Here is a 26266-nt window from a genome sequence, read left to right as displayed (position 1 = left end):
AAAAAGATAAAATGAAAAATATAAACTTTCTTGTGATTGCTTTACTTTTTTGTACGGCAACGTGGAGTCAGGAAAAAAACAAATCAAAGGCAGAAATAGAGGCCAAAGTTTCGGAGTTATTATCAAAAATGACGCTCGAAGAGAAAGTGGGACAAATGACTCAAATTACAGTGACTATTTTTGAGGACACTAAAAAACCGGGTTATTTTGATGCCGCAAAACTAAAACAAGGTATTCAGGATTATCATATTGGTTCTATTTTAAATGTTCCAAATCCAGGTGCGCCAACAATACAAAGATGGCAGGAAACCATGACCGCCATTGCAAACGAAGCTAATAAAACAAGACTTAAAATTCCGGTTTTGTATGGTATCGATGCGATACATGGAGCAAGTTATACCGCAGGAGCAACTTTGTTTCCGCAACAAATAGGTTTAGCAGCAACTTTTAATACGGATTTGGTAAAGCGTGGTGCCGAAATTTCAGCCTATGAAACCAGAGCATCCTCAATTCCTTGGGTTTTTTCACCAGATTTAGATTTTCCAAGAAACCCTGCATGGTCAAGAATGTGGGAATCTTTTGGAGAAGATGCTTATTTATCGTCAAAAATGGCAGTTGCTTTAGTAGACGGTTTTGAAGGTAGCAACGTAGGTTCTAAATACAGTGTAGCATCTTGTATGAAACACTACATCGGTTACGGAAGCACGACGACTGGAAAAGACAGAACGCCAAGCATTATTCCGGAGCGCATTTTAAGACAATATGATTTGACCATCTATCAGGCAGCCATCAAAGCAGGAGCAAAAAGTGTTATGGTAAGTTCAGGAGAAATCAACGGAACTCCGGTTCATGCGAGTAAACATTTAATTACTGATATTCTTAAAAAAGAACTTGGTTTTGAAGGTGTTGTTGTAACAGATTGGAAAGATATTATTTACCTTAATACAAGACATAAAGTAGCAGAAACCAAAAGAGATGCTGTTCGTATTGCTGTATTAGCAGGGATTGATATGAGTATGGTACCGGAAGAATTTTCTTTTTATACGGATTTAGTTGATCTGGTAAAAAAAGGAGAAGTACCAATGTCCAGAATCGATGATGCTGTATCACGTATCCTGAGAATGAAATTTGAATTGAACTTGTTTCAAAATACAGTAGCAAATTTAAAAGATTATCCAAAATTTGGTTCAGCAGAACATATCGAAGAAGCTTATAAAACAGCAGCAGAATCGATTACATTATTAAAAAACAATCAATCGATTTTACCTTTAAACAAAGCAGACAAAATCTTAGTAACCGGAGCAACTGCCAATAGTATGAAGTACTTAAACGGAGGTTGGTCTTATACCTGGCAAGGCGAAAACTCAGATACCTACGCAGCTGATAAGTTTACCATTTTGGAAGCATTTCAAAATAAATTAGGAAAAGAAAATGTACTGTACACAGCAGGAGCAGATCTGGAAGAAGAAAATGATGCCGAAATTCAGAAAGCGGTAGAATTGGCAAAAAGCGCTTCGAAAATTGTATTATGCCTTGGAGAGAAAAATTACACCGAAACTCCGGGTGATATCAGCAACATTTATTTAAGTAAATCTCAAATTAAACTGGCATTGGCTTTAGCCAAAGTAAACAAACCTATCATTTTGGTTTTGAATGAAGGAAGACCAAGATTGATCAGTGATTTTGAAGATAAAATGAGTGCCGTTGTTCAATGTTATTTGCCAGGAAATGAAGGAGCAAGAGCGTTAGTTGATATTTTGTACGGTGATGTAAACCCGAGTGGAAGACTGCCTTACAACTATCCAAGATTTCCTAATTCACTAGAAAAATACAATCGAAAATACACAGAAAGTATTTCAGAAGGAGAGCAAAATAATGATGCCACTTACGAAAAGAGTTATTTGCCTCAATTTGAGTTTGGAACAGGATTGTCATACACTACTTTTAACTATTCAAATCTAAAAATTGACAAAGCAGAAATAACAAATTCTGATAACGTAAATGTTTCAGTTGATGTTACCAATGCCGGAAAAAGAGCAGGGAAAGAAGCCGTTTTATTATATCTTTCAGATAATTATGCTTCTATAACTCCTGAGTTTAAATCTCTAAAAAGATTCGAAAAAATCAGTCTTGCGCCGGGAGAAACCAAAACAGTGAAATTTACTTTGAATCAAAAAGACTTACAATTTGTAAATGAAGATTTGAAATGGATTTCTGAAAAAGGGACTTTTACCGTTCAGATTGCCAATCAGAAAAAGGATTTTTTATTAAAAGATTAAACGAATAAACGAATAAACGAATAAACGAATAAGTTTAGATAAATAGCATGAAAAAAGCATTACTAACATTACAACTATTACTTTCAATAACTACTTTCGGACAAGGATTTTTGCACCGCGACGGACAAAATATTGTTGATGGTAATGGCAAAAATGTGCTGTTAAGAGGTTTGGGTGTTGGTGGCTGGATGGTTCAGGAAGGATATATGTTGCAAACACAATCTTTTGCCAGTCCGCAATATAGGATCAGACAAAAGATTAAAGAACTTGTTGGAGAAGAAACTACAAAAGAATTTTATGCTGCCTACAAAGCAAACGGAATCACAAAAAGAGATGTTGATTCGTTAGCTGCCTGGGGATTCAATTCTATTCGGCTTCCTATGCATTACAATTTGTACACTCCACCAATCGAGGACGAAAAAAATGGAGCCATTACTTGGATTGACGAAGGTTTTGTCATGACCGATAATTTATTAAAATGGTGTGCAGAAAACAAAATGTATCTGATTTTAGACTTACATGCTGCACCTGGAGGTCAAGGTAACGATGCTGCAATTTCAGATTATGACACCACAAAACCATCATTGTGGGAGAGCGAAGCCAATCAGAAAAAAATGATTGCATTTTGGAAAAAGCTGGCTTCCCGCTACAGAGATAAACAATGGATTGGAGCTTACGACATTATCAATGAGCCTAACTGGAATTTTACCGGAACCAACAAAAATGGATGTGACGAAAACTCAAACGGACCTTTGAGAGATTTAATGGTTCGCGTTACCAAAGCCATTCGTGAGGTAGATACCAATCACTTAATTTTTATAGAAGGAAATTGCTGGGGTAATAATTACAACGGAATTTTTCCTTTATGGGATGAAAATATGGCACTTAGTTTTCATAAGTATTGGAACTATAATACCACAGCTTCAATTCAGAAAATGCTGGATTACAGAAAAGAATATAATGTACCCATCTGGTTAGGTGAAAGCGGAGAGAACTCTAATGTCTGGTTTAAGGATGCACTTTCATTAGTAGAAAAAAACAATATAGGATGGGCTTTTTGGCCAATGAAAAAAATCGAAAATATTGCAGGAGTAACCTCGGTAACTAAAACTGAGGATTATGATGTTTTACTGAAATACTGGAAAGACGGAGGTCAAAAACCAACTGCAGAATTTGCCAAAAAAGCATTGATGAAAATGGCAGATAATTATAAAATGGAAAACCTTACCGTAAAATCAGATGTAATTGATGCTATGTTCAGACAAGTACAAACGGATGACACAAAGCCTTATAAAAAACATAAAGTGAGTACTAAAATTTTTGCAACACATTATGATTTAGGTACCAACGGAAAAGCGTATTCCGATAAAGATTTTGTGAATTACAGAGTTGAAACAGGTAATTTTGACGAGTGGAACAAAGGAAATACGATGCGAAATGACGGAGTAGATATTCTGCCTTGCAAAGATGCTGAGTCAAACGGATATCAAGTTTCTTTTATAGAAGATGGCGAATGGCTGCAATATACAATTGAAGCTCCGAAGGAAGGCAAATACAATGTTGCGCTTCGTTACGCTTCAGAAAATCAGGAAGGAAAGCTTCATTTAGAAATGGATAACGGAAAGAAGTCCACGATAACCTTGCTTCCGGTTACTGGAGGAAATGAAAAATGGACGACGATTGTTTTGCCGGAAATTGCTCTAAACAAAGGACCGAATAAAATAAAATTAGTCTTTGACAAGGGAGGCTTCAACTTAAACTATTTTGAACTGAAGGAGCATAGAAAAAAGTAAGTTAAAGATTCATGACATGTTAAAAAAGACAATATTAACGGTAACGTAAAAGGTATGATTAATTATTTTATTACATTAGTTTTTTCCATGAAAACCCTGAAAAATGGGCGCTTCTACGGGCTAAAACTATCTTATATGAAAAAATTAAATGTCCTTATTGCAGTTGCAGTGTTGCTTTTTGTAAGTTCTTTATCTTATGGTCAAAGCATTAAATTAATGAGTTATAACATTCGTCTTGATGTCGATTCTGATGGAGAGAATGCATGGTCAAAACGAAAAGATTATTTTACGTCGCAAATACAATTTTACAGTCCTGATATTTTTGGAGTTCAGGAAGCACTACCCAATCAGGTTGATGCGATAGCGGCTGCTTTACCAAATTATAATAAATTTGGAGTTGGGAGAGAAGAAGAAGGAAAAGGAGAAGCTTGCGAGATTTATTATAAAAAAGATCGTTTTCAGGTTTTACAATCCAATACATTCTGGTTATCAGCAACACCAGATGTAGTTTCAAGAGGCTGGGATGCAGCTTGTAACAGAGTTTGTACCTATGCACTTTTTAAAGATCTGAAAACAAAAAAAATGTTTTGGGTTTTTAATTTACACCTTGATCACATGGGTGAAATTGCACGCGTAAAAGGAGTAGAATTGGCGCTTTCTAAAATGAAAGAATTAAACACTAAAAATTATCCTGCTTTTTTAATGGGTGATTTCAATTCAGAGCCGGAAACAAAACAAATAGGCGCTATTAAAAAAGTAATGGATGATACTAAAGATGTATCTAAAGAAAAACCATTTGGTCCCTCCGGAACGTTCAATGATTTTAAACACAATGAACCTGTTACCTTACTTTTAGATTACATATTTGTGTCTAAAAATAGCGGATTAACAATTCAAAAGCATGCCACTTTAAGTGATTCAAAAGATTTAAAATATCCATCAGATCACTTACCGGTTTATATAGAAATTAATTAAAATACAATGAAGAAACTAACCACATTTACCTTGTTGATGATCTCGTTTTTTGCGGCCGCACAACAAGAAACAATAGATCAAAAAGTAAATGCTTTGTTGAAAAAAATGACCATTGAAGAAAAAATAGGTCAGCTTAATCAATACACAGGTGATAACGCCGCTACAGGACCCATTACCATAAATTCAAACAAACAAGCAGAAATAAAAGCAGGCTTAATAGGCTCGATGCTGAATGTTGTTGGTACAAAATATACCAGACAATATCAGGAATTAGCCATGCAGTCACGTCTTAAAATTCCGTTGTTGTTTGGTCAGGATGTTATTCATGGTTACAAAACAACATTTCCACTTCCATTGGCAGAAGCAGCAAGCTGGGATCTTCCGGCAATAGAATTAGCGGCAAGAGTAGCTGCGACAGAAGCTTCTGCAAGCGGAATTCACTGGACTTTTGCACCAATGGTCGATATTGGTCGTGACCCGCGTTGGGGACGTGTAATGGAAGGTGCCGGAGAAGATACGTATCTGGGATCTAAAATTGCTTATGCAAGAGTAAAAGGATTTCAAGGAAATAAACTAGGCGATTTAAACTCCGTAATGGCGTGTGTAAAACACTTTGCTGCTTACGGGGCTGCTGTTGGCGGAAGAGATTACAATTCTGTAGACATGAGCGAGAGAATGCTTTGGGAAACGTATTTACCGCCTTTTAAAGCTGCTTTAGATGCCGGAGCAGCAACTTTTATGAATTCATTTAATGACATAAACGGAATTCCGGCAACCGGAAATGCTTACTTACAACGTGATATCTTAAAAGGAAAATGGAATTTTCAGGGATTCGTAGTTTCAGATTGGGGATCAATTGGAGAAATGGTAGCACACGGTTACAGTAAAGACCTTAAAGCAGCAGCACTTTCTGCCATTACCGCAGGAAGCGATATGGATATGGAAAGTAATGCGTATCGTTATAACTTAGCCGAATTGGTAAAAGAAGGTAAAGTATCGATTGCGTTGATTGATGATGCAGTGAAACGTATTTTACGCAAGAAGTATGAATTAGGCTTATTTGATGATCCATATAAATATTCAGATGATAAAAGAGCCGAGAAAGCGCTAAACAATCCTGAACACAGAAAAGCGGCACTTGAAGTAGCACAAAAAAGTATTGTTTTATTAAAGAATGATAATCAGACCTTGCCTATTTCTAAAAGTGTGAAAACAATTGCTTTTATCGGGCCAATGGTAAAAGAGTACAAAGAAAATATGGGATTCTGGTCTGTAGAATTACCGGAAGTAGATTATAGTAAATGGATCGTTTCGCAATGGGATGGTTTGCAAAATAAAGTAGGTAAAAATACCAAATTGCTTTACGCAAAAGGCTGTGAAGTAGAAGGCGATAATAAAGCAGGTTTTGCAGAAGCTGTTGCAACTGCAAAACAAGCAGATGTTGTGGTGCTAAGTATTGGAGAAAAACGTGATATGAGCGGTGAAGCTAAAAGCCGAAGCAATCTTCATTTGCCGGGTGTTCAGGAAGATTTGGTAAAAGCGATTCAGGCAACCGGAAAACCAGTTGTTGTGTTGATAAATGCTGGAAGACCCCTTGTCTTTAATTGGACAGCAGATAATGTTCCGGCAATTGTATATACATGGTGGTTAGGAACAGAGGCAGGAAATGCGATTGCAGATGTATTATTTGGAGATTACAATCCGTCTGGAAAATTGCCAATGACATTTCCTAGAGAAGTAGGGCAAATTCCTATTTATTACAATCATTACAGCACAGGAAGACCAGCGAAAAATGAAAGTGAAACCAACTACGTTTCTGCTTACATCGATTTGAAAAACTCGCCTAAATATGCGTTTGGACATGGTTTGAGTTATACAAAATTCAATTACTCAAACTTAAAATTATCATCGACTAAAATTAAAAGTAATGAAACCATTAAAGTTTCCTTTCAGTTATCAAATGTTGGAAAAGTAGCAGGAGAAGAAGTCGTTCAGCTTTATCTAAAAGACAAATTCGGATCCGTAGTCAGACCTGTTTTAGAATTAAAAGACTTTCAAAAAATCAAATTGAATGCAGGAGAGTCTAAAACTATCGAATTTACCATAGACAAAGAAAAACTTTCTTTCTACAACAGTAAGTTAGAATGGATTGCTGAACCGGGAGATTTTGAAGTTATGATTGGTGCTTCATCAGCAGATATTAAACTTAAATCTGATTTTGAACTTCAATAATTTTTAAGAAGAGATTAAAATAAAAATGGGGCAATTAAGCCCCATTTTTGTATTTATTATTTAATAAATTTCTTGAAACTAAACTTCAGACGATTCATTAAACCTTCTTCCAGAATATCAATTCCAATTCCAAAATTACTGTCTGAAACAGTATGATGCGCATTTCTGAAGTCTTCAAAATCAGCATTCGGAATTTCGATGTTAACCAATGGTTTGTAATCGATAAAAATTGTTCCGCTATTTTTGGTAATTTTTTTACGGCTTGTAAAATCAAAATAAGGATTGTTGATCGTGCATTCCTGTACTGTGAATTTTTCGTCTGTATCTATTTTTAGATCTGTCGATAACGTAAACTCATATTTTTCATTGTCGAAGTTATGCCAGAACAAAATGTCTTTGTGCATAAAATCGCGAGCATTGTTTTTAATCAGATTTCGGTCAAAATACATCAGGAAACGATTCTTTTCGCTATCTGTAAAATAAGGATTTTCAATCGTCGATTTATACTGAATCGTATATTCGTTTAATTGTTTGTTATCACTTATAATTTCGATTTTAGCATCTTTAAAAATGCTTCTTACATCAGTTCCGTTTCTGTCATTGTTGTAATTTAGCGTGTAGAAATAATAACTATTCCAGCTGTCAATGATTTCTCTTTTATTATTGTTTTTAAAGTACTTGCGCATGTAATTCGCGCGATTTCCTTTGTAAGTAGTAATCGACGTAAGTTCACCAATGTTGTTTTGAACCTTCAATTCCGATTTTTCATCAATACAATTATAAGCAAAGCGATGCGGTTTCTTTATTTGCAAATCCTGATTTGGTTTAACTTCAAGATAGTGTTGAAAAAAGATATAACCGCGATTTTCGATCAATCCAAATTCATCACGTGTCGTAGCATCGATAAAATAAGTCTCGTCTTTATAATTGATTTTTACAATAACATGATTAAAAGTAAGCAGCGATGGTAAATAATATTTGATATAATAATCCGTATTAAAATTCACCAGTACAACAGCAGAGTCAACACCTATGTAATCTAAAACTACTTTTAAAAGCACAGATTTTGCCTTGCAATCACCTTGTTTGTTTTCGTATGTCAAAGAAGGTTCCTGCGGTTTGTGACCGTTCATCTCATCAGCATTGTAAATATAATTGATGTGGTTTTGCACATAATCTATGGCAAATTGCAATTGTTCATCCTTACTGCTGATATTATCCAGTTTTTCAACTAAAGCAGGAGCAAAGTCTTTTAAAGAAGCTTTACTAAAAATGTCGTCATAAATTGGAGCGATATAATTAGACAAATCATTCCAGTTACTCTCTGTAGCAAAATCGATATAAGAAGAAATTTCGCGATTAGAATCGACATAGTTAATGTAGTTTTGTTTGTCGATAATGAATTTCTCTCCTTTTTTCAAGTAATTAATTTCCGGTTCTAATACATTTTCTTCTTCGTCTCTGAAAAACGTTTTCTTGTAAGCAATGGTTTTTTCACGGTCATTAAAAAAAGTAAATTTATAATTTCCGTACGCCCAATAACTATCCGGACTAATCCAGACAAACTTTGAAAATTCTTTGCGAAGGAAGTCACGCTCTGTAAAAACTTTCACTCTTGAATCTTCCATGATAAGCACATCATACAAGCGTAAGTCTTTTATCGTAATATTGATTTTTTTATTACTGCTTAAAACGCCACCGCCACTTTGGTTTTCGCTATCCAATACTTTGATTTTAGTATCTGCAATTTTATCGACTAAAACACCTTCACGCAGAACACTAATTCTGTGTATAATGTAAGTTTCATTTTCTTCTACAACCACATCGGTTACAGAAGCTCTTTCTAAATTCGACGGTTCATTTAGTGTATACGCCATGCACGCATATTCACTGTTTTCTTGGTCGCTTGTGTAATATATTTTATCTAAGAAAAAACAGTAATCACGTCCTTCCTCTGTTTGCTGTCTCGAAAAGTCTGATTCCTGAATGTATTCAACAAGTTGATTGTCATCTATATTTGCAGCCCATGAAGCCGGTTTATCAATTTTGTAATGATCGGGTTGGATGATATTCTCCATTATTTATTTGATTGTTATTTGATTGTGTATGAAATTGGCAATCTAATGCCTCTTATACTTTTGCGGCAAGGTAAAAGTAGAAGGTTTTATGAGGTCAGTTTTTTGGTATTAAAATTCTGTTTTTTTAACGACATGAACAATTATTTTTTAAAAAAGTAGGTTATTATTGAAAATGAAAAATATAATTAATTGAATGTTAAAAAGTTGTGATTAAAAAGTTTCAGAACTAAAACTCAATCTACAAACGATATATTACATTCTGCCGTAAAATAAAAAAACCTGGCTGGCGAGCAAGGTTTTTTAAAAATCTAATGAGCAACCCAGGTACAGGAAGTCATTAGTACTGAATAAATGCGTATTTTAAATCTTCTGAATTATTTTAGCACTGTATTTATAAAATCCATCGCTCCAATTCCTTTATACGAAGCAAACAATGCTTTGTCAAAAGCTTCGCGTTTTGCTTTTTTATCTTTTGCTTCTGTTTCAACAATCATCTCATTGAAAATTCGCTCCTGTTCTTCACTATATTTAAGAGAAGCTTCTAAAAGATACGTCTTAGAAACAAATCCGAATGAAGTCCAGATTTTAATTCTAATTTTTTCATTTATTTTTTTTATTGGACTGGTAATCATGTCTCTTGCATTAAAATTCAACTTTTCATTTTGATTAAATAAACTACAAACAAACTTAATAATTGTAGTTTAATTCGTTCTTTTATAGCGACATAACAACATTTTTGTATTAACTGTGTTATTATGACGCAATGTAATTATTTTTTCAATTCAAATTCAATTTTAACTAAAATTTATGCAGGTCGAAAAACTGTTTTTTTTGCTAATTTTGATCAAAAGTTAACGTTCAAGCTAATTAAAGTGAAATTTATTTTATAAAAATGACTTACATTGCAGGTTAATTGAAAGTCAAAATATCGTTTTAAGAAGATGTACTATGCCGAAGGGAATAATAGAAAATAGCGAAAATTACCAGCCAGGACTTTCTATCGATTGTGTTATTTTTGGATTTCATGACAATCAGCTCAAAGTTTTGCTGATAAAAACGCCCTACGAAGAGAAATGGTCTTTGCCGGGCGGATTTGTTCCGCTGGAACAGGATATAGATACTGCTGCTATTACAGTTCTAAACGATCGTACCGGAATGGAAGGTATATTTTTGAGACAGTTTTCTACTTTTGGACGTGTAAAACGAAACGATAAACATTTTAATGATTTAGTTTTAGAATATTATAAAATTCCTAAAGAAGCCGGAAAATGGTTTGCCCAACGTTTTGTGACTATTGGATATTATGCTTTAGTCGATTTTTTAAAAGCGATTCCGCATAAAGAAAACAGTAAAGAAAAAATAGAATGGATCGATCATAAAGAAGTACCCGAACTTATTCTGGATCACAAAGAAATTCTTGACAAAGCACTCGCCACACTTCGAATCGAATTGAATTTAATGCCAATAGGATATAATTTACTTCCCGAAAAATTTACAATGCCGGAACTTCAAAAGTTATATGAAACCATTTTGGATAAAAAACTCGACAGGCGCAATTTTTTACGCAAAATAACCAACATCGGAATCTTAACAAAGCTGGACGAAAAGAAAAGTAACGTTGCACACAAAGCGCCTAATCTGTACAGTTTTGATAAGGACAGGTACGAAGAAGTCCTTAAAAACGGACTCAATCAGGGCTGGTAAGATTATTTCACAATTGTTCGAAAAGTCAGATTCACGCGTGGTTTAAAAACCGTTTTGGTAGGCGGTAAACGATGAAGCCAATTCGTTTGTGTAGTGTCTTTCATAACCAGAAGACTTCCGTGTTCTAAAATTAGAGAAACCGTTTCCTTCGTTTCTTTATGTTTAAAAGCAAACTTGCGTTCAGCTCCAAAACTCACAGAACCAATAGCACCATCTTTTTTTAAATCTTTCTCGCCATCGCTGTGCCACGCCATTCCTTCATCACCGGAATGATATAAATTGAGCAGGCAGGAATTGAAGGTTTCGCCTGTTTTTTCTTCAATAACCGCTTTCAATTCCAGAAGTTCCTTTGTCCAGGGCAACGCTCTTTTTGTGGTGTTGGAGTATGTATATTCAAAATCAGAATCGCCATACCACGCTACTTTTCGTTTGGTTAAAATTAGTTTTCCAAAAATAATAGCCTGATCATTTTTCCATTCGATATCGTTAAGCAAAACATCAAAATATCGATTCGCATCTTCTCTCGAAAATAATTTACCATAATAGTTTACCGTTCCACCTTCAGGAAGCAGATTCGTAGTTTCGTTTGTTTCAGTACTAAATAAATCCATTTTTTTCTTTTTGATAGTTGCTTTATTTTTCGTCACATTGCGCACCTTCCCAGCCAATAATAGCGGTCTTTCGCGTATTGCCCCACATATAACCGCCAAAAGTTCCGGAAGACTGAATAACACGATGACACGGAATCAGGAACGCCACAGGATTACTCCCAATCGCAGTTCCTACAGCTCTTGAAGCTTTTGGTTTTTCTATTTGCTGCGCAATTGCGCCATAAGTCGACAATTGTCCCATTGGTATTTTAAGCAAAGTTTCCCAAACTTTCAATTGGAAATCAGTTCCCTTTAAATGTAGTTTTACTTCGGCTAATTTGCTCCAGTCATTCTGAAAAATGAACAAGGCATTTTGCTGTACTAAATCTAATTTTCTCGTGAGGGAAGCATTCGGAAACTTGTTTTTTAGTTCCTGTAGGCCAATTGCTTCTTCTTCGGCGAAAGCCATAAAACAAACACCTTTCGAAGTAGAAGCTACAATTATGTTCCCAAACGGACTTTCAGCAAAGCTAAAATTTATAGCTAAGTTTCTACCTCCGTTTTTGTATTCTGCCGGTGTCATGCCTTCGATATTCACAAACAAATCATGCAAACGGCTTGTTCCCGAAAGTCCGGTATCAAAAGCAACATCAAATAAAGGAGTGTCTTGATTTTCTTTTAGAATTCGTTTCGCGTGTTCGACGCTAATGTATTGCAAAAATTTCTTCGGACTCGTTCCTGCCCAATCCGTAAACAATCGCTGAAAATGAAACGGACTCAAATGCACCTCCTCAGCAACCTGATCCAGATTGGGCTGTTCTTTAAAATTTACTTTGATATAATCGATAGCAGCAGCAATACGATTGTAATTGATGTTTTCCTGTGTGTTCATTTTCGATTCATTTTATAATGCAAATATCGATAGGTTTCTGCAGGCATAAAATCCGAAACTTGCGGTGTTTTCTTTGTTTCCTTTGTTTTTGTTGTTTCAAGTTTCAGGTTTCACGTTGCTGCAAAACTTGAAACTTTAAACCTGAAACATTTTAATGCGCTGTAGTTTTAGAAAAAACATTAATTACAATAACGCCAACTATAATTAAGGCTAAACCAATTATGGCAGGTAAATCGGGAATTTGTTTAAAGAACACGGCGCCAATAATCGTGATTAATACAATACCAACACCCGACCAAATTGCGTATGCAATTCCAACCGGAATGGTTCTGATCGCGAAACTTAAAAAGTAAAAAGCACCACAATATCCAATAATGGTAATAATACTCGGAATTAGTTTGGTGAATTCTTCAGACTTTTTTAATGCCGAAGTCGCTATGATTTCGAAAATTATGGCAAAGAATAAAAACAGAAAGTTTTTCATGAGAAACGTTTTGCAAAGTTGCCCTAAAGTTACGCTTTAAAGCGAAAAATAACTATTTAAGATTGTCTTTTTGAGCCGACACACAAAGCAGTTTATAACCATCATCTGTTCTCAAAAACTGAATATGATCTTGTTTAAGTTCCGATTTGTTTTTCGGATTAATTACAATATTCTTCACAGGATATTTCCACTCGATAGATTCGTTGGAATTGTTGAAATAAAAATCATATTCGCTAGATTCAAAAATAAACTGATTTAAACCATCAGTTGATACAAAATAATCACATTTTGGGTTTTTAAGTTCTTGCAATTTCTGTTTTAAATAAGTGTAATTCTGATGAATAAATTTTGTTTTAGGCGCATTTATCCAGCCATCCGGTTCTTTCCAATACGTTATAGTATTCATCGCATGTTTCTCTAAATTAGCTTTGGATAAATCAGTAAGGATAGTGTTTTTTAACCAATGATTAAACTCTTTATCAAAATTTATAAACGAATAATATTCGCCATCAACACTACGAAAATTATCTCTTATTTCGTCTTTGGTGGGCTCTTTACTTTTTTGAAGCGAATAAAAATTCAGCTGGTCATTGTATTCAAAATTTTCAATTAGAATTTTGTTTTGAGTGTCAATCAGATAATCTTTGCCACCCGCCCAGCTAAAGTGACCATCAAATCCGGCCATTACTTTTTCAGCGCCTTTCAGCGCGACAATCATTCCGTTTTGTACTTTAGACAAATTGCTGTATTCAGCAGGAATTACAATTTTTCCTTCGCCATTAAAAAATCCCATTTTATCCGTTTTTGGATCACGAAATCTAATGAAACCTTCATTTTCAGAATCAGGACCATTGTCAAAAGTATACAAACTGTCACGTCCCACTATTTTTCCTTGTTTGGTTAGATAGTAGTTGTCCCATTTGTTATTTTTTTCCTCTGTAACCGCTATAATACTTTCAAATTTTCGTGCGGTTGTAAAACCCATAAATTTAGGCTCTATTTTGATCACGCCATTTTTATCTTTAAACCCGATAAGCGTGGTGTCTTTGTTCCAAAAGGCAATCCATGCATCATCATGCTGCGCAAATACCGAAGAATTCAGGATAAGAAATGTAAAAAGGAAAAATATTTTTTTCATGAGAATTGAATTTATCTGATATGAATTTCTGATTCGTTATTTTTTGCTTCATCAAAACAATCCGCACATAACATTTTGAAATCAGCAAGTGTTTGAAAAGTGTCTGTCCATTCTTCGCCATTATCCAAAAGCCATTGCTCGCAGTCGCCACACCATGCAATTTGCGGAAGATCCTCCTCAGCTTCTGAATAAAAGAAACCGACTTTTTCTTTTTCATCTATAGCCATTGCAATATGTATGCACGCAAAAGACATATCTTTTGTGCCGTGAAGCGCACATGAAATTTGTTCGATCATTTTGGTTGGGTAGTTTTTAATTGAATTCAATACTTCAAAAATAAAATTATAAACAGAAAAATCTGTGAAGATCTAGTTAATTTAATAATTGAGGAGTTGTAATTTTAGATTTTAGATTTCGGATTTTAGATTGATCTATAAAAAAAAACAAAACCCCGACAAGTTTAAAAAACTTGCCGGGGTTGATATAGTGATTAAAGAAATCTAAAATCTAAATTCAGAAATCTAAAATAAATTAATATCTGTAGTATTCTGGTTTGAATGGTCCTTTTACTTCAACACCAATGTAAGCAGCTTGGTCATCACGTAAAACTTCTAATTCAACACCTAATTTAGCTAAGTGCAAAGCAGCAACTTTTTCATCTAAATGTTTAGGTAACATGTAAACGTCATTGTTGTAAGCAGCACTGTTTTTCCATAATTCGATTTGCGCCAAAGTTTGGTTAGTAAATGAGTTACTCATTACAAAACTTGGGTGACCTGTAGCACAACCAAGGTTTACCAAACGACCTTCTGCAAGGATAATGATATCTTTACCAGCAATAGTATATTTGTCAACTTGTGGTTTGATTTCGATTTTAGATGCACCGTGGTTTTTGTTTAACCAAGCCATATCAATTTCGTTATCAAAATGTCCGATGTTACAAACAACAGTTTTGTCTTTCATTTGCTCGAAGTGCTCTCCAAGAACGATATCTTTATTTCCAGTAGTTGTAATGATGATATCAGCATTAGCAATTACAGTATTTAATTTTTTAACTTCATAACCGTCCATTGCAGCTTGAAGTGCACAAATAGGATCGATTTCAGTAACAGTTACAATAGATCCAGCACCTCTAAAAGAAGCAGCAGTTCCTTTTCCAACATCACCATAACCACAAACGATTACTCTTTTTCCAGCTAACATTAAGTCAGTTGCACGACGAACAGCATCTACAGCAGATTCTTTACAACCGTATTTGTTATCAAATTTAGATTTAGTAACAGAGTCATTAATGTTGATTGCAGGCATTGGTAAAGTTCCCGCTTTTACTCTTTCGTAAAGTCTGTGAACACCAGTTGTAGTCTCTTCAGACAATCCTTTGATTCCAGGAACCAATTCAGGGAAACGGTCTATAACCATGTTAGTTAAATCACCACCATCATCTAAAATCATGTTCAATGGTTTTCTGTCTTCACCAAAGAATAAAGTTTGCTCAATACACCAGTCAAAAGACTCTTCGTCAAGACCTTTCCATGCATACACCTGAATTCCAGCAGCAGCAATAGCAGCAGCAGCCTGATCCTGAGTAGAGAAAATGTTACAAGAAGACCAAGTAACTTCAGCACCAAGAGCAATTAAAGTTTCGATCAAAACAGCAGTTTGAATCGTCATGTGCAGACATCCAGCGATACGAGCACCTTTAAGAGGTTGTTCGTCTTTATACTCAGCACGAAGCGCCATTAAACCTGGCATTTCAGCTTCAGCCAGTTCAATTTCTTTTCTTCCCCAAGCTGCTAGAGAAATGTCTTTTACTTTGAAAGCCACAAAAGGCGTAGTTGTAGTACTCATTTATCGTATATTTGTAATTGTAAAATTTTTGCAAATTTACGTAATAACTTTTTCATTTTTACTAATTTCTGTGAGATTTGTGAAATGTTTAATTTCTTAATCTTTAGTGTATTAGTTAAATAACAGTTTTTAGAATCAAGGTAATAAAAGTGAGGAGCTGATTCCTGCTGTACACTTTATCTTTTCCTGGCTAAAGATCGCCAGAAAAAGGATGCCGTTTCCATCAGGGCTAAAAAACCAGGTACAAAAGCAAAAGTTTAGTTTTCATCAGGAAACAAGAAAAGCATTCAAAGTTCATAATTAAAATAAAAGTTTAGTTTTTCATCAGCAGAACAATTCACAATTCAAAGTTCATGATTAAAATAAAAGATTAGTTTTTCATCAGTAAAAACAATTCATAATTCATAACTCACAATTAAAATAAAAAGTTTAGTTTTTCATCAGCAAAAACAATTCATAATTCATAACTCACAATTCATAATTAAATAAGCATGCCTTTATTTCAAACCATACAATGCAATGCAACTACCAAAATCCTAGTTTGGGAAATAACAGAATCTTACGAAGAATTAGTAAGTCAGGTAGTTCTAAAAGAAAAAACACAGTTGAGGTTAGACAAAATGAAATCTCAAATGCATCAGCGTGCTTTTTTAAGTGTTCGTATGCTTATTCAGGAAATGGGATTTACAGATAAAGACTTGCATTATGATGAATTTGGAAAACCTTATTTTGATTGTGATAATTATATTTCCATAACCCATTCGTATCATTTTGCGGCAATTATCATTAGTCAGGAAACAGTAGGAATCGATATGGAATTGCAGCGCGAAAAAATCATTCGCATCGCTGATAAATTTGTAGATAGTGAGTTTGATTACCTGGACCAAAATAATATAGAACAGTACGTTAAAAAACTAACTGTAATCTGGGGAGCAAAAGAAGCCATCTTTAAAATCAGAAACGAAAAAGGAATCAGTTTTAAAGATCATATAAAAGTAAAAGACTTTTTACTGGAAAATAATCAAACACAAGCCAGCCTTCATTTTGATGATCTGATCAAAGATTTCAACGTACAGTACGAAGAAATAGAATCCAGTAATTTTGATGGTAAGTTTAGCTTAGTGTATGCTTTTGAGAAATAGATTGTACCCTAAGTTTATACACAATCTTGTCGTTTCGACGTAAGGAGACTCGAGCGATAGCGAACAGACGAAGTAAATCTTCGCAAGAAACTCGACAAAGATTTGGATTCTCGTTATAGCTTTATTTGTTCTTAGACTTCCTTGAATTCGAAAATACAAGATTGTAGTTACTTTGCTTTTTATGAAACGCGGATGATACAGATTCGCTTTGCGAAAACGCGGATTTATACGGATTTTAAGCTATTTTATTGCGATGTTCAAACATATTAACAAACAGGAATGTTCCCATTTTTCTGGCACGTCGTTTTAGTGTTTCTACGTTTTCGCCTTCAAAGTGCTCGTCTAAGGTTTGAAACCAGTAATTAAGCCAGATTCCAAATTCATTCGAAGTTATTTTTCCTTCAAAATGCGAATCGACTTTATTGTGTACTTCATTAGGATTGCCCTTGTATTTTTTGACAGCAAACAAATTAGTTTCCCAAAAATCGGTTAGCTTCTCTAAGTGTGCATCCCAATCTTTGATTATAGTATTAAAATAAAAGCCGATTTCTTGATCGGCTCTTATTTTATCATAAAACTGATGCACTAAAAAAGAAACATCAGCTCTGTTTTCTATTTGTTTTCTCATAGTATAAAGTTATTCAATAATATGAGTAAAATACTCAATGTAATACTTGTAACTATAAAATTAAAAACTACTTTGTGTTTCATTTGTGCTAAAATAGAAGTATTAGCCAATATACACGCTAAGACAATAATGGCCAGCTGAATCATTTGACCAATTGATGTTCCGTGAGATAAAATATACATTGCTGCAGCAGCACCTAAACAGCTTTGACCAATTACAGCCATTGTTGCAGAACCAATATAATTTTTATTGAAATTTTCGAATATTGTGTGATAAAGTGTCATAATGTTATTTGTTTTTATTACAACAAAGTTACGTCCACTTTATATCTCCACTTTATGATTTAAATCATAAAACAATATCTTTTTTATCGGTATACTTTACGGTCAATAATCTTCAAAACGCCTTTCTTTTCAAGAGATTTAATAGCTCTGATTACCGTTTCAACCCGCAAACCCGTTAAATCTCCGATCTGTTGTCTGGTAAAGTTAATGAGGTGACCATTCTCGTCTTTTTTAAAATTGAAATAAACAATACCATGATCTATTAATTTTAGAATTCGGTGCTCGGGTTCCTGTGTAGATATTTCTACAGCCATAACCGATTTATAATACAATCGCTGTGCTAAATGCTCAATGATTTTAATGCTCACCGCCGGATTTTCTTCCAGCAGTTTCATGAAATTGTTTTTAGGAAGAATAAGAACTTCAGAACCTTCAACTGCAATCGCGTTGGCAGGATAATTTTGATTTAGAAACAAAGGAGGTTCGCCAAAAGACTGGTCTTTGTAAAAAATACCCTGAATGAATTCGCGTCCATCATCATTATAGTTACACATTTTTACTTCGCCGGATACAATCTGATAATAGTGCGAAGGTAAATTTCCCTCTCCAAAAATAGTTTCGTTTTTAGCGAACATTTTTTTCAAAGCACCATGTTTTTCCAGCAATTCAGTAGTAATCATAATTCAGTTTCTTTAGTTCACGAAAGGTGTCACGCAAATATAATTCATTCAAAATAGTTCTTCTACATTAAAAAACTTTTACTTTTACGCCCAATATGCCACAAAAAATGCCCAACATATACCAACAAATAGTAGAAGCAAAGAAAGAACGTCAAAAATTATTGGCTATTCTTTTAGATCCAGATAAAATTGTTTGGGAAAATTTAGATCATTTAATAATCAAAATAAACCAATCGCCTGCGACACATATTTTTGTTGGAGGCAGTATTGTTCAGGCTACTATTCTGGAGGATCTGATGGCAATGCTCAAACAAAAAACAACATTACCCGTTATACTATTTCCGGGAGATCCTTCTCAGATTTCAGCGCAGGCAGATGCTATTTTATTTTTGTCATTATTATCAGGACGAAATCCTGATTATCTTATCGAATATCAGGTTCAGGCAGCACCAATTCTTAAAAAAACAAATTTGGAGGTTATTTCTACCGGTTATATTCTGATAGAAAGCGGAAACGAAACGGCTGTGGCAAGAGTTAGTAAAACACAACCGCTCGATCGTCAGAATCTGGATTTGGTTTTGGCAACTGCGCAAGCAGGGGAAATGTTAGGGAATAAATTAATTTATCTGGAGGCCGGAAGCGGTGCAAAAAAAGCAGTTCCCTCACAGATGATTACATTAATTAGCCAAAGTGTTGAAATTCCTATAATTGTTGGAGGAGGAATTGTAGATTTGCAGGGAATTCAAACTGCGTACAATGCCGGTGCTGATGTAGTTGTTATAGGAACAGCTTTTGAAAATAACAGTCATTTTTTTGACACACAAGGTTAATATAACAATAAAAAATACCGCAAGATGATTGACTTTTTTCTCGATAGTTACAAAAATGCTCCTTTATGGCACATTGCTCTAGAGTTTTTAGTCTTTGTATTTGGGATTTTGAGTGTTTGGTTTGCCAAAAAAGAAAATATTTGGGTATATCCTACAGGATTAATCGCCACCGTTATATCCGTATATCTTTTGTATGTTGCGGGTTATATAGGCGATATGATTATCAATGCTTATTTCTCTGTAATGAGTATTTACGGATGGTATGTATGGGGAAAAGGAGGAACAGCAGAAGATAATTTACCGATTACGAGAACAAATTTTAACGAAAAAATAATCGGAGTTTTATTGTTTGTAGTAACAGTTTGTGTAGTTTTCGGAATCTATAAATATTTTGATTATGAAATTAATAACGACAATTATGTCGATATGATTTCATCAGGGATATTTTTTGCAGGAATGTGGTACATGGCCAGAAAGAAAATCGAAAACTGGACACTTTGGATTATTGGTGATATTATTGTTGTGCCTCTTTATGCTTATCGCGGCTTAGGGATGCTGTCACTTCAATATTTAATTTTTACAATATTAGCTATTTCAGCTTATTTAGAATGGAGAAAAATCTTAGACAGCAAAAAACAAATATCATAAAAATTGCTTTGTTTGGACCTGAAAGTACAGGGAAAACTACTTTAGCAAAACAACTTGCCGCATATTACGAAACCGAATGGGTTCCGGAATTTGCACGTGACTATTTGCAAACTAAATGGGAAGAAACCCAGCACATTTGCATTGCAGATGATATGATGCCTATTGCGTATGGTCAGGTTGCATTAGAAAATCAAAAACTGGCTTCAGCAAAAAAATATTTGTTTTGTGATACTAACTTATTGGTAACGAAGGTTTTTTCTGAAATGTATTATGGATTCTCTGACCCGCTTTTACACGAAGCAGCATTAGAGCATGAATATGATTTATTTTTCCTGACAGATATTGATGTTCCTTGGGAAAAAGACGATATCAGAGATACTCCAAACGGAAGAGAAACCGTTTTCTCCGGTTTTAAACAAACTTTAGTAGAGACCAAAAAGCCTTTTATCACCTTATCAGGTAATGAAAAAAGCCGACTAGAAAAAGCCATTCATATTATCGAAAACCTAACTCTTGCAAAAGAAAACGGTTTCTCGTCATCAGATTTTGTTCAGATCTATAAACATGGAATTCCGTTCGAAAATGTTTTGAAACAAATGGGGATCTTTAAAAAAGGAATTTTAAAGAGCAACCTGATAAGCCCGGCCACGATCGATAAAGGAATTTTGAATCTATCACAAGAGGATTTTCAGGATAAAGCCCAATTTTTTACTCTGCAAAAAGAAACATTAAAACTTCAAAAGTTTGTTCCGGCATCCGGTGCAGCAAGCAGAATGTTTAAATTTTTGAGCGCTTTTTTAAATGATTTTAATGTTAAAAAAGAAACCATTAATGCTTATATAAACAGAACCAAAGACAGTAATCTTTCTATTTTTATTGTAGCAATGGACAAGTTTCCATTTTTTGAAGCTGTCGACAACAAGCTTAGAGAAGTGTACTCTGATTTTGAAAGTTTAGACAGGGATTACAAAAATTATTATTTTATAAAACTATTATTAGCATCAGATTATTTTGATTTTGCAAATAAGCCAAAAGCCGTTTTGCCATTTCACCAATACAAAACACATATTGCAAATCCAATTGAGGAGCATTTAAATGAATGCGTTCATTATGCAACCTCAGGGCAGGTGTCTCATTTGCATTTTACAGTTTCAGAAGCACATCAGACGCAATTTGAAAAAGCGGTTGATGCCGTAAAAGATAAAGTGCAGCAATCGTCAGGTACACAAATTAATATTGGGTACTCGTATCAAAACAAGCGAACAGATTCTATTTCTGTTGATGCTAAGAATAAAATAGTTCGCGACAAAAATGATGCTCTTGTTTTTAGACCGGGAGGGCATGGCGCGCTTATCGAAAATTTAAACGAACTGGACGGCGATATTATTTTTATTAAAAATATCGACAATGTAATTCAGAATCATATTGAGGAAATTGCATTATACAAAAAAGCGTTAGCGGGTATTTTGATCGAGATTCAGCAAAAAGTGTTTCATTATCTCGAAGCCATTGATAAACAAAAAATCTCTGAAAGCGAAATTACTGAAATAGTATCTTTCCTGACTCAAAAGCTAAATATTGAATTAACGAATGATTTTAATAAATTTACTTTTGAAAATAAAATCAGTAAAATTAAAGAATTGTTAGACAGACCAATTCGAGTTTGCGGAATGGTTCGAAATGAAGGAGAACCCGGAGGAGGTCCGTTTTGGGTTATGAGTGAGAAGGGAATGATATCACTTCAAATTGTAGAAACCTCTCAAGTGGATCTTACGAATAAAAAACAGCTTGAAATTTTAGCAGAAGCATCACATTTTAATCCTGTTGATTTGGTTTGCGGAATCAAAAACTACAAAAATCAAAAGTTTGATTTGTCAAAGTTTGTTGACCATAAAACAGGCTTTATTGTAGAAAAAAGTGTCGAAGGCAAAACAGTTAAAAATTATGAGTTACCTGGATTATGGAATGGAGCGATGGCAAAATGGCTAACGATTTTTGTTGCGGTTCCATTAATTACTTTTAATCCGGTAAAAACCGTAAACGATTTATTAAAACCAGCGCATCAGCCACAATAATGGATACAGACAAAATCATATCAGAATTAACGTTTAAAGCCGTTAGAAGCAGCGGTGCAGGCGGACAAAATGTAAACAAGGTTTCGTCTAAGGTTGTTCTAACCTATGATTTGAATGCTTCGCAAGCGGTATCGGAAGAAGAAAAAAACTTGTTGTTGACTAATTTGGCTTCACGTTTAACGACTGAGAATGTTTTGATTTTAAATTGCGACGAAGACAGAAGTCAGATAAAAAACAAAGAAATTGTTATTAAAAGATTTTTGGAGATTATTAAAAAAGGTTTGTTTGTACCAAAAGTGCGCAAAGCAACCAAGATTCCGAAATCAGTCATTAAAAAGAGAATCAAAGACAAAAAGAATATTTCTGAAATAAAACAATCCAGAAGAAAGCCAAATTTGGATTAATCGACATTTTCGATTTTTAATTAATTTAAAAAATCTAATAGCCAAACAATCTAAATATTTAAAAATCTTTCCTAGATTTGCACTGTCTCAAAGGGGTGCTCTAAATAACGAGCTGAGATCATACCCAACGAACCTGAGCAAGTAATGTTGCTAAGGGAAAAAACGACAAATACATAGCGTGAGCATATACTTTGTCGTGAACAATTTATTAATTTAACAACAGAATAATTCCCCCTTTTATTCGTAATTCTTTACGGATGAAAACATTTTTTTTAGGTACTTATCAAGGTAATGTACTAAGTTGCAAAGGTTCAAAGGTTCAAAACAGAACCGGAATCAAATCTATTTTCTTTCTTTTATTCTCTATTTTTTATTCTCTATTTTCTTTTGCTCAGGAAAAAGATTCTACACAAGTCAATCAATTAGATAATGTGTTGGTTTCTGCTATTCGTGTTACTACAAAAACGCCTGTTACTTTTAGTAATTTAGATAAAAAAGATATTAAATTCAGAAACCTGGGACAGGATATTCCAATTTTAATGAATTATCTGCCATCTGTAGTAACAACCTCTGATGCAGGAAACGGACTAGGTTACACAGGAATCAGAGTTCGTGGTAGCGATGCTACAAGAGTCAATGTTACCATCAACGGTATTCCGTATAATGACTCTGAAAGTCAAGGAACATTTTGGGTAAACATGCCCGATTTTGCTTCGTCTGTAGAAAGCTTACAGTTGCAGCGTGGTGTTGGAACTTCAACAAACGGTTCCGGTGCTTTTGGAGCAAGTTTAAACATGCTGACAGATAATTATGCTGCTAAAGCAAGCGCCGAAGTTTCAAGTTCGTACGGAAGTTTCAATTCCAGAAAAAATACTGTAAAGTTTAGTTCCGGTTTACTAAATGATCATTTCGAACTTGCAGGACGTTTGTCGACCATTAAATCAGACGGATATATTGACAGAGGAAGTTCAGATCTAAAATCTTATTTTTTACAGGGAACTTATGTAGGTAAAACGACTTTAATAAAAGCGTTGGTTTTTGGAGGTACTCAAAAAACATATCAGTCCTGGAACGGAATTGATGGGGAGACATTAAAGGAAAATCGAAAATTTAATTCAGCAGGTATCTACACAGATGAGTTTGGAAATACTCGTTTTTATGATAATGAAACCGATAATTACCAACAAGATCATTATCAATTGCACTGGAGTGAATCTATTTCAGACAAATGGAGCACTAATTTAGCTTTTCATTATACTAAAGGGAAAGGCTACTTTGAAAACTACAAGGAAGATGCAGACATGGCTGAATACAATTTATCGCCGGTTGCTAATGTCACTACAACGGATTTGATACGTCAAAAATGGTTGGACAATGATTTCTACGGAACAACATTTTCTGTGAAATACAAAGAGGAAAAACTGGATGTAATTTTTGGCGGAGGATGGAATAAGTACGAAGGAGATCATTTCGGAAAAGTAATTTGGGCAAGATATGCTTCTCAGTCAGAATTGGGAGATCATTATTACGATGATTTTTCAGCAAAAACAGACGGTAATATTTTTGCAAAAGCAAATTATCAATTCACTGAAAAACTTAGTTTTTATGGCGATTTGCAATATCGTAATGTAACGTATAAAGCCAATGGTGCCGAAACAGGTTTGGTAGATGACAGCTTCAATTTCTTTAATCCTAAAGCAGGTTTAAACTATGAATTAGATACGAAAAACACACTTTACTTTTCGTATGCCAGAGCGAATCGTGAACCAAACAGAACAGATTACGAAGGTGGAAATGTAAAACCGGAGAAATTAAATGATTTCGAATTAGGATGGAGATTCAATTCAGAGCGTTTTCAATTGAGTTCTAACTTCTATTATATGGCTTATAAGGATCAGTTAATCTTAACGGGAACACTAGATGAGGTTGGAGCTCCCATTCGTTCTAACAGTGAAAAAAGTTATCGACTAGGATTTGAAGTTGATGCGACCATTAAACTTTCCGAAAAATTTATTCTTAGACCTAACTTTACTTTAAGTGATAATAAAAATGTGGATTTAGCTGTCGCTGGGCAAAATTACGGAACTACAAAGATTGCGTATTCTCCGGCTGTAATTGCAGGAAATATTATTGTCTACAGTCCAATTAGTAATTTGCACCTTTCCTTATTGCAAAAATACGTTGGTGAACAATACATGAACAATGTAGAATTGCCGGAAGCTAAATTAGCAGATTATTTTATAAACGATTTGAATGTTTCGTACGAAATAAAGCCTAAGTCTGTTTTTAAATCAATTTTGATTACAGGTTTGGTAAATAACTTTTTAGATAAGAAGTATTCTTCAAATGGTTATATGTATGACATTTATCCATATTATTATCCACAGGCAGGAATCAATTTCCTTGCGGGATTGACATTGAAGTTTTAAGTGAATCTAAAAAGAGTCCAAAAAAAAAGTCTGAAATTTAGAATTTCAGGCTTTTGTATTTTTATTAGTTGTAGACATGAACGACAGTTCCGCTAAATTCAACACGATATTGTTTCATTGGATATTCCAGACCTCCAAGTCCGGTAAATAGGTTGTAAGCACTTTTGTCGCAAGAGCAAACAGCATTTATTCCGTCTATCGTCATAGCTACACAAGAATTGAACGCCTGATTTGGACATGCAGCATCAAATGCATTATAAGTACCTTCACCGGTTTTCATTACAATTAAACCTTTGGCACCTTCATTGGGAACAAAAACAGGATTGCTGACAAACTTTAGATTATTGTATAAAGGCAAAGTAGTATTTAGATAAGCATTGACCGAATAACTGGGAATGTTTGGGTTTTTATTACTTGTATTATTATCGCTACAAGAAAAAAGAGCAGCTACACATACGATTAGGAACAGAATTTTTTTCATTATTTTGGAAATGATTAGTGAAACAAAATTAAATTATTTAAAAATTGGATTCTATATGATTAACATATAATTATGTACTATTAAAAATAATAGTATATTTGTAATAAGAAATCCCGTCCCGATGGGATTTTTTGTATTTATATAAACGACGAAGTTATGAGTAAAGTATCTTATTATACAGCAGAAGGATTAAAAAAATTAAAAGATGAATTGGATCATTTAAAAAGTGTAATGCGTCCAAAAGCATCTCAAGATATAGCAGAAGCAAGAGACAAAGGAGATTTATCTGAAAATGCTGAATACGATGCAGCAAAAGAAGCACAAGGTTTATTAGAAATGAGAATTTCTAAACTGGAAGAGGTATATTCTAATGCAAGATTAATAGACGAATCGCAGCTTGACGTTTCAAAAGCTTTAGTTCTTTCTAATGTTAAGATTAAAAATCAAAGCAACGGAATGGAAATGAAATATACGCTTGTAGCTGAAAGTGAAGCTGATTTAAAAACCGGAAAAATTTCGGTTACTTCTCCAATTGGAAAAGGTTTACTTGGAAAATCAGTAGGTGAGGTAGCAGAAATTACAGTTCCTAATGGTGTTTTAAAGTTTGAAATATTAGAAATTAGCAGAGATTAAGAGTTTGGTTTATGGTTGA

General features: G+C 34.3%; 24 protein-coding genes. 12 read left to right on the top strand and 12 right to left on the bottom strand.

Features of this window, described 5'->3' with window-relative positions:
- Positions 1-11 precede the first annotated feature (11 nt).
- The 4 genes from B0A66_RS01855 (at position 12) to B0A66_RS01840 (ending at position 7279) form a co-directional block, all read left to right on the top strand.
- Entirely contained in the window at positions 12-2279 is a 2268-nt protein-coding gene (locus B0A66_RS01855; protein ID WP_089048133.1) for a glycoside hydrolase family 3 N-terminal domain-containing protein, read from the top strand.
- Between the two features lie 47 nt (positions 2280-2326).
- The gene (locus B0A66_RS01850; protein ID WP_089048132.1) at positions 2327-4072 is read left to right on the top strand and encodes a cellulase family glycosylhydrolase; all 1746 of its coding nucleotides are present in this window, start codon (positions 2327-2329) and stop codon (positions 4070-4072) included.
- Between the two features lie 135 nt (positions 4073-4207).
- Positions 4208-5047, top strand: a complete 840-nt coding sequence (locus B0A66_RS01845) for an endonuclease/exonuclease/phosphatase family protein (RefSeq protein WP_089048131.1) — start codon at positions 4208-4210, stop codon at positions 5045-5047.
- A gap of 6 nt (positions 5048-5053) precedes the next feature.
- A complete protein-coding gene (locus B0A66_RS01840; protein ID WP_089048130.1) occupies positions 5054-7279 on the top strand; it encodes a glycoside hydrolase family 3 N-terminal domain-containing protein in 2226 nt (741 codons plus the stop codon).
- 56 nt (positions 7280-7335) lie between these two features.
- On the opposite strand, the gene B0A66_RS01835 is transcribed toward B0A66_RS01840, so the two are convergent.
- The gene (locus B0A66_RS01835) at positions 7336-9357 is read right to left on the bottom strand and encodes a hypothetical protein (protein ID WP_089048129.1); all 2022 of its coding nucleotides are present in this window, start codon (positions 9355-9357) and stop codon (positions 7336-7338) included.
- Between the two features lie 374 nt (positions 9358-9731).
- A complete protein-coding gene (locus B0A66_RS01830; RefSeq protein ID WP_089048154.1) occupies positions 9732-9989 on the bottom strand; it encodes a hypothetical protein in 258 nt (85 codons plus the stop codon).
- A 316-nt stretch (positions 9990-10305) separates the two neighbouring features.
- Here B0A66_RS01830 and B0A66_RS01825 point away from each other — a divergent pair, with 316 nt between their 5' ends.
- On the top strand, positions 10306-11061 hold the full coding sequence (locus B0A66_RS01825; protein WP_089048128.1) for an NUDIX hydrolase: 756 nt from the start codon (positions 10306-10308) through the stop codon (positions 11059-11061).
- Positions 11062-11063: 2 nt separating this feature from the next.
- Here B0A66_RS01825 and B0A66_RS01820 read toward each other — a convergent pair whose 3' ends face one another.
- The 6 genes from B0A66_RS01820 to ahcY form a co-directional block, all read right to left on the bottom strand.
- Positions 11064-11672, bottom strand: coding sequence for an alpha-ketoglutarate-dependent dioxygenase AlkB family protein (locus B0A66_RS01820; protein ID WP_089048153.1), 609 nt, complete (start codon positions 11670-11672; stop codon positions 11064-11066).
- Positions 11673-11694: 22 nt separating this feature from the next.
- Positions 11695-12543, bottom strand: coding sequence for a methylated-DNA--[protein]-cysteine S-methyltransferase (locus tag B0A66_RS01815; RefSeq protein ID WP_089048127.1), 849 nt, complete (start codon positions 12541-12543; stop codon positions 11695-11697).
- A 151-nt stretch (positions 12544-12694) separates the two neighbouring features.
- Positions 12695-13027: a DMT family transporter gene (locus tag B0A66_RS01810; RefSeq protein WP_089048126.1), complete on the bottom strand. Its 333-nt coding sequence runs from the start codon at positions 13025-13027 to the stop codon at positions 12695-12697.
- A gap of 52 nt (positions 13028-13079) precedes the next feature.
- Positions 13080-14165 carry a WG repeat-containing protein gene (locus B0A66_RS01805; RefSeq protein WP_208862560.1) on the bottom strand — a complete coding sequence of 362 codons (1086 nt, stop codon included), beginning with the start codon at positions 14163-14165 and terminating at the stop codon, positions 13080-13082.
- An 11-nt stretch (positions 14166-14176) separates the two neighbouring features.
- Complete coding sequence (locus B0A66_RS01800) at positions 14177-14461, bottom strand: hypothetical protein (RefSeq protein ID WP_089048125.1); 285 nt, start codon at positions 14459-14461, stop codon at positions 14177-14179.
- 235 nt (positions 14462-14696) lie between these two features.
- Positions 14697-16013 (bottom strand): adenosylhomocysteinase, encoded by a 1317-nt coding sequence (gene ahcY / locus B0A66_RS01795; protein WP_089048124.1) that lies wholly within the window; start codon positions 16011-16013, stop codon positions 14697-14699.
- A 491-nt stretch (positions 16014-16504) separates the two neighbouring features.
- On the opposite strand from ahcY, the gene B0A66_RS01790 reads away from it, so the two are divergent.
- Positions 16505-17155: a 4'-phosphopantetheinyl transferase family protein gene (locus B0A66_RS01790; RefSeq protein WP_089048123.1), complete on the top strand. Its 651-nt coding sequence runs from the start codon at positions 16505-16507 to the stop codon at positions 17153-17155.
- Positions 17156-17390: 235 nt separating this feature from the next.
- Here the strand turns inward: B0A66_RS01790 and B0A66_RS01785 are convergent, their stop codons facing one another.
- From B0A66_RS01785 to B0A66_RS01775, 3 genes are all read right to left on the bottom strand, one after another.
- Entirely contained in the window at positions 17391-17783 is a 393-nt protein-coding gene (locus B0A66_RS01785) for a group III truncated hemoglobin (RefSeq protein ID WP_089048122.1), read from the bottom strand.
- Complete coding sequence (locus tag B0A66_RS01780) at positions 17780-18067, bottom strand: hypothetical protein (RefSeq protein ID WP_089048121.1); 288 nt, start codon at positions 18065-18067, stop codon at positions 17780-17782. Before B0A66_RS01780 ends, B0A66_RS01785 begins: the two co-directional genes overlap by 4 nt.
- Before the next feature lie 83 nt (positions 18068-18150).
- Entirely contained in the window at positions 18151-18747 is a 597-nt protein-coding gene (locus B0A66_RS01775; protein WP_089048120.1) for a Crp/Fnr family transcriptional regulator, read from the bottom strand.
- A gap of 107 nt (positions 18748-18854) precedes the next feature.
- On the opposite strand from B0A66_RS01775, the gene B0A66_RS01770 reads away from it, so the two are divergent.
- From B0A66_RS01770 to B0A66_RS01750, 5 genes are all read left to right on the top strand, one after another.
- Positions 18855-19577: a geranylgeranylglyceryl/heptaprenylglyceryl phosphate synthase gene (locus B0A66_RS01770; protein ID WP_394335248.1), complete on the top strand. Its 723-nt coding sequence runs from the start codon at positions 18855-18857 to the stop codon at positions 19575-19577.
- A 24-nt stretch (positions 19578-19601) separates the two neighbouring features.
- Complete coding sequence (pnuC, locus tag B0A66_RS01765; RefSeq protein ID WP_089048118.1) at positions 19602-20225, top strand: nicotinamide riboside transporter PnuC; 624 nt, start codon at positions 19602-19604, stop codon at positions 20223-20225.
- Entirely contained in the window at positions 20186-22300 is a 2115-nt protein-coding gene (locus B0A66_RS01760) for a DUF4301 family protein (RefSeq protein ID WP_089048117.1), read from the top strand. Before pnuC ends, B0A66_RS01760 begins: the two co-directional genes overlap by 40 nt.
- Positions 22300-22704, top strand: a complete 405-nt coding sequence (gene arfB / locus B0A66_RS01755) for an alternative ribosome rescue aminoacyl-tRNA hydrolase ArfB (protein WP_089048116.1) — start codon at positions 22300-22302, stop codon at positions 22702-22704. Before B0A66_RS01760 ends, arfB begins: the two co-directional genes overlap by 1 nt.
- 257 nt (positions 22705-22961) lie before the next feature.
- Complete coding sequence (locus B0A66_RS01750) at positions 22962-25133, top strand: TonB-dependent receptor (RefSeq protein WP_089048115.1); 2172 nt, start codon at positions 22962-22964, stop codon at positions 25131-25133.
- Positions 25134-25197: 64 nt separating this feature from the next.
- Here B0A66_RS01750 and B0A66_RS01745 read toward each other — a convergent pair whose 3' ends face one another.
- Positions 25198-25614: a Rieske (2Fe-2S) protein gene (locus tag B0A66_RS01745; RefSeq protein WP_089048114.1), complete on the bottom strand. Its 417-nt coding sequence runs from the start codon at positions 25612-25614 to the stop codon at positions 25198-25200.
- 156 nt (positions 25615-25770) lie between these two features.
- Here B0A66_RS01745 and greA point away from each other — a divergent pair, with 156 nt between their 5' ends.
- Positions 25771-26247, top strand: a complete 477-nt coding sequence (greA, locus tag B0A66_RS01740) for a transcription elongation factor GreA (protein ID WP_089048113.1) — start codon at positions 25771-25773, stop codon at positions 26245-26247.
- Positions 26248-26266: the final 19 nt, after the last annotated feature.

This window comes from Flavobacterium hercynium (assembly GCF_002217285.1).
GTDB lineage: Bacteria > Bacteroidota > Bacteroidia > Flavobacteriales > Flavobacteriaceae > Flavobacterium > Flavobacterium hercynium.
Note: the sequence above shows the minus strand (reverse complement) of the source record. Positions and strands in the feature narration are given on the sequence as shown.

Bases quoted from the DNA above. Each gene is read 5' to 3' on its own strand.
- B0A66_RS01855 (WP_089048133.1), top strand. From the start codon at position 12: ATGAAAAATATAAACTTTCTTGTGATTGCTTTACTTTTTTGTACGGCA.
- B0A66_RS01850 (WP_089048132.1), top strand. From the start codon at position 2,327: ATGAAAAAAGCATTACTAACATTACAACTATTACTTTCAATAACTACT.
- B0A66_RS01845 (WP_089048131.1), top strand. From the start codon at position 4,208: ATGAAAAAATTAAATGTCCTTATTGCAGTTGCAGTGTTGCTTTTTGTA.
- B0A66_RS01840 (WP_089048130.1), top strand. From the start codon at position 5,054: ATGAAGAAACTAACCACATTTACCTTGTTGATGATCTCGTTTTTTGCG.
- B0A66_RS01835 (WP_089048129.1), bottom strand. From the start codon at position 9,357: ATGGAGAATATCATCCAACCCGATCATTACAAAATTGATAAACCGGCT.
- B0A66_RS01830 (WP_089048154.1), bottom strand. From the start codon at position 9,989: ATGATTACCAGTCCAATAAAAAAAATAAATGAAAAAATTAGAATTAAA.
- B0A66_RS01825 (WP_089048128.1), top strand. From the start codon at position 10,306: ATGCCGAAGGGAATAATAGAAAATAGCGAAAATTACCAGCCAGGACTT.
- B0A66_RS01820 (WP_089048153.1), bottom strand. From the start codon at position 11,672: ATGGATTTATTTAGTACTGAAACAAACGAAACTACGAATCTGCTTCCT.
- B0A66_RS01815 (WP_089048127.1), bottom strand. From the start codon at position 12,543: ATGAACACACAGGAAAACATCAATTACAATCGTATTGCTGCTGCTATC.
- B0A66_RS01810 (WP_089048126.1), bottom strand. From the start codon at position 13,027: ATGAAAAACTTTCTGTTTTTATTCTTTGCCATAATTTTCGAAATCATA.
- B0A66_RS01805 (WP_208862560.1), bottom strand. From the start codon at position 14,165: ATGAAAAAAATATTTTTCCTTTTTACATTTCTTATCCTGAATTCTTCG.
- B0A66_RS01800 (WP_089048125.1), bottom strand. From the start codon at position 14,461: ATGATCGAACAAATTTCATGTGCGCTTCACGGCACAAAAGATATGTCT.
- ahcY (WP_089048124.1), bottom strand. From the start codon at position 16,013: ATGAGTACTACAACTACGCCTTTTGTGGCTTTCAAAGTAAAAGACATT.
- B0A66_RS01790 (WP_089048123.1), top strand. From the start codon at position 16,505: ATGCCTTTATTTCAAACCATACAATGCAATGCAACTACCAAAATCCTA.
- B0A66_RS01785 (WP_089048122.1), bottom strand. From the start codon at position 17,783: ATGAGAAAACAAATAGAAAACAGAGCTGATGTTTCTTTTTTAGTGCAT.
- B0A66_RS01780 (WP_089048121.1), bottom strand. From the start codon at position 18,067: ATGACACTTTATCACACAATATTCGAAAATTTCAATAAAAATTATATT.
- B0A66_RS01775 (WP_089048120.1), bottom strand. From the start codon at position 18,747: ATGATTACTACTGAATTGCTGGAAAAACATGGTGCTTTGAAAAAAATG.
- B0A66_RS01770 (WP_394335248.1), top strand. From the start codon at position 18,855: ATGCCCAACATATACCAACAAATAGTAGAAGCAAAGAAAGAACGTCAA.
- pnuC (WP_089048118.1), top strand. From the start codon at position 19,602: ATGATTGACTTTTTTCTCGATAGTTACAAAAATGCTCCTTTATGGCAC.
- B0A66_RS01760 (WP_089048117.1), top strand. From the start codon at position 20,186: ATGGAGAAAAATCTTAGACAGCAAAAAACAAATATCATAAAAATTGCT.
- arfB (WP_089048116.1), top strand. From the start codon at position 22,300: ATGGATACAGACAAAATCATATCAGAATTAACGTTTAAAGCCGTTAGA.
- B0A66_RS01750 (WP_089048115.1), top strand. From the start codon at position 22,962: ATGAAAACATTTTTTTTAGGTACTTATCAAGGTAATGTACTAAGTTGC.
- B0A66_RS01745 (WP_089048114.1), bottom strand. From the start codon at position 25,614: ATGAAAAAAATTCTGTTCCTAATCGTATGTGTAGCTGCTCTTTTTTCT.
- greA (WP_089048113.1), top strand. From the start codon at position 25,771: ATGAGTAAAGTATCTTATTATACAGCAGAAGGATTAAAAAAATTAAAA.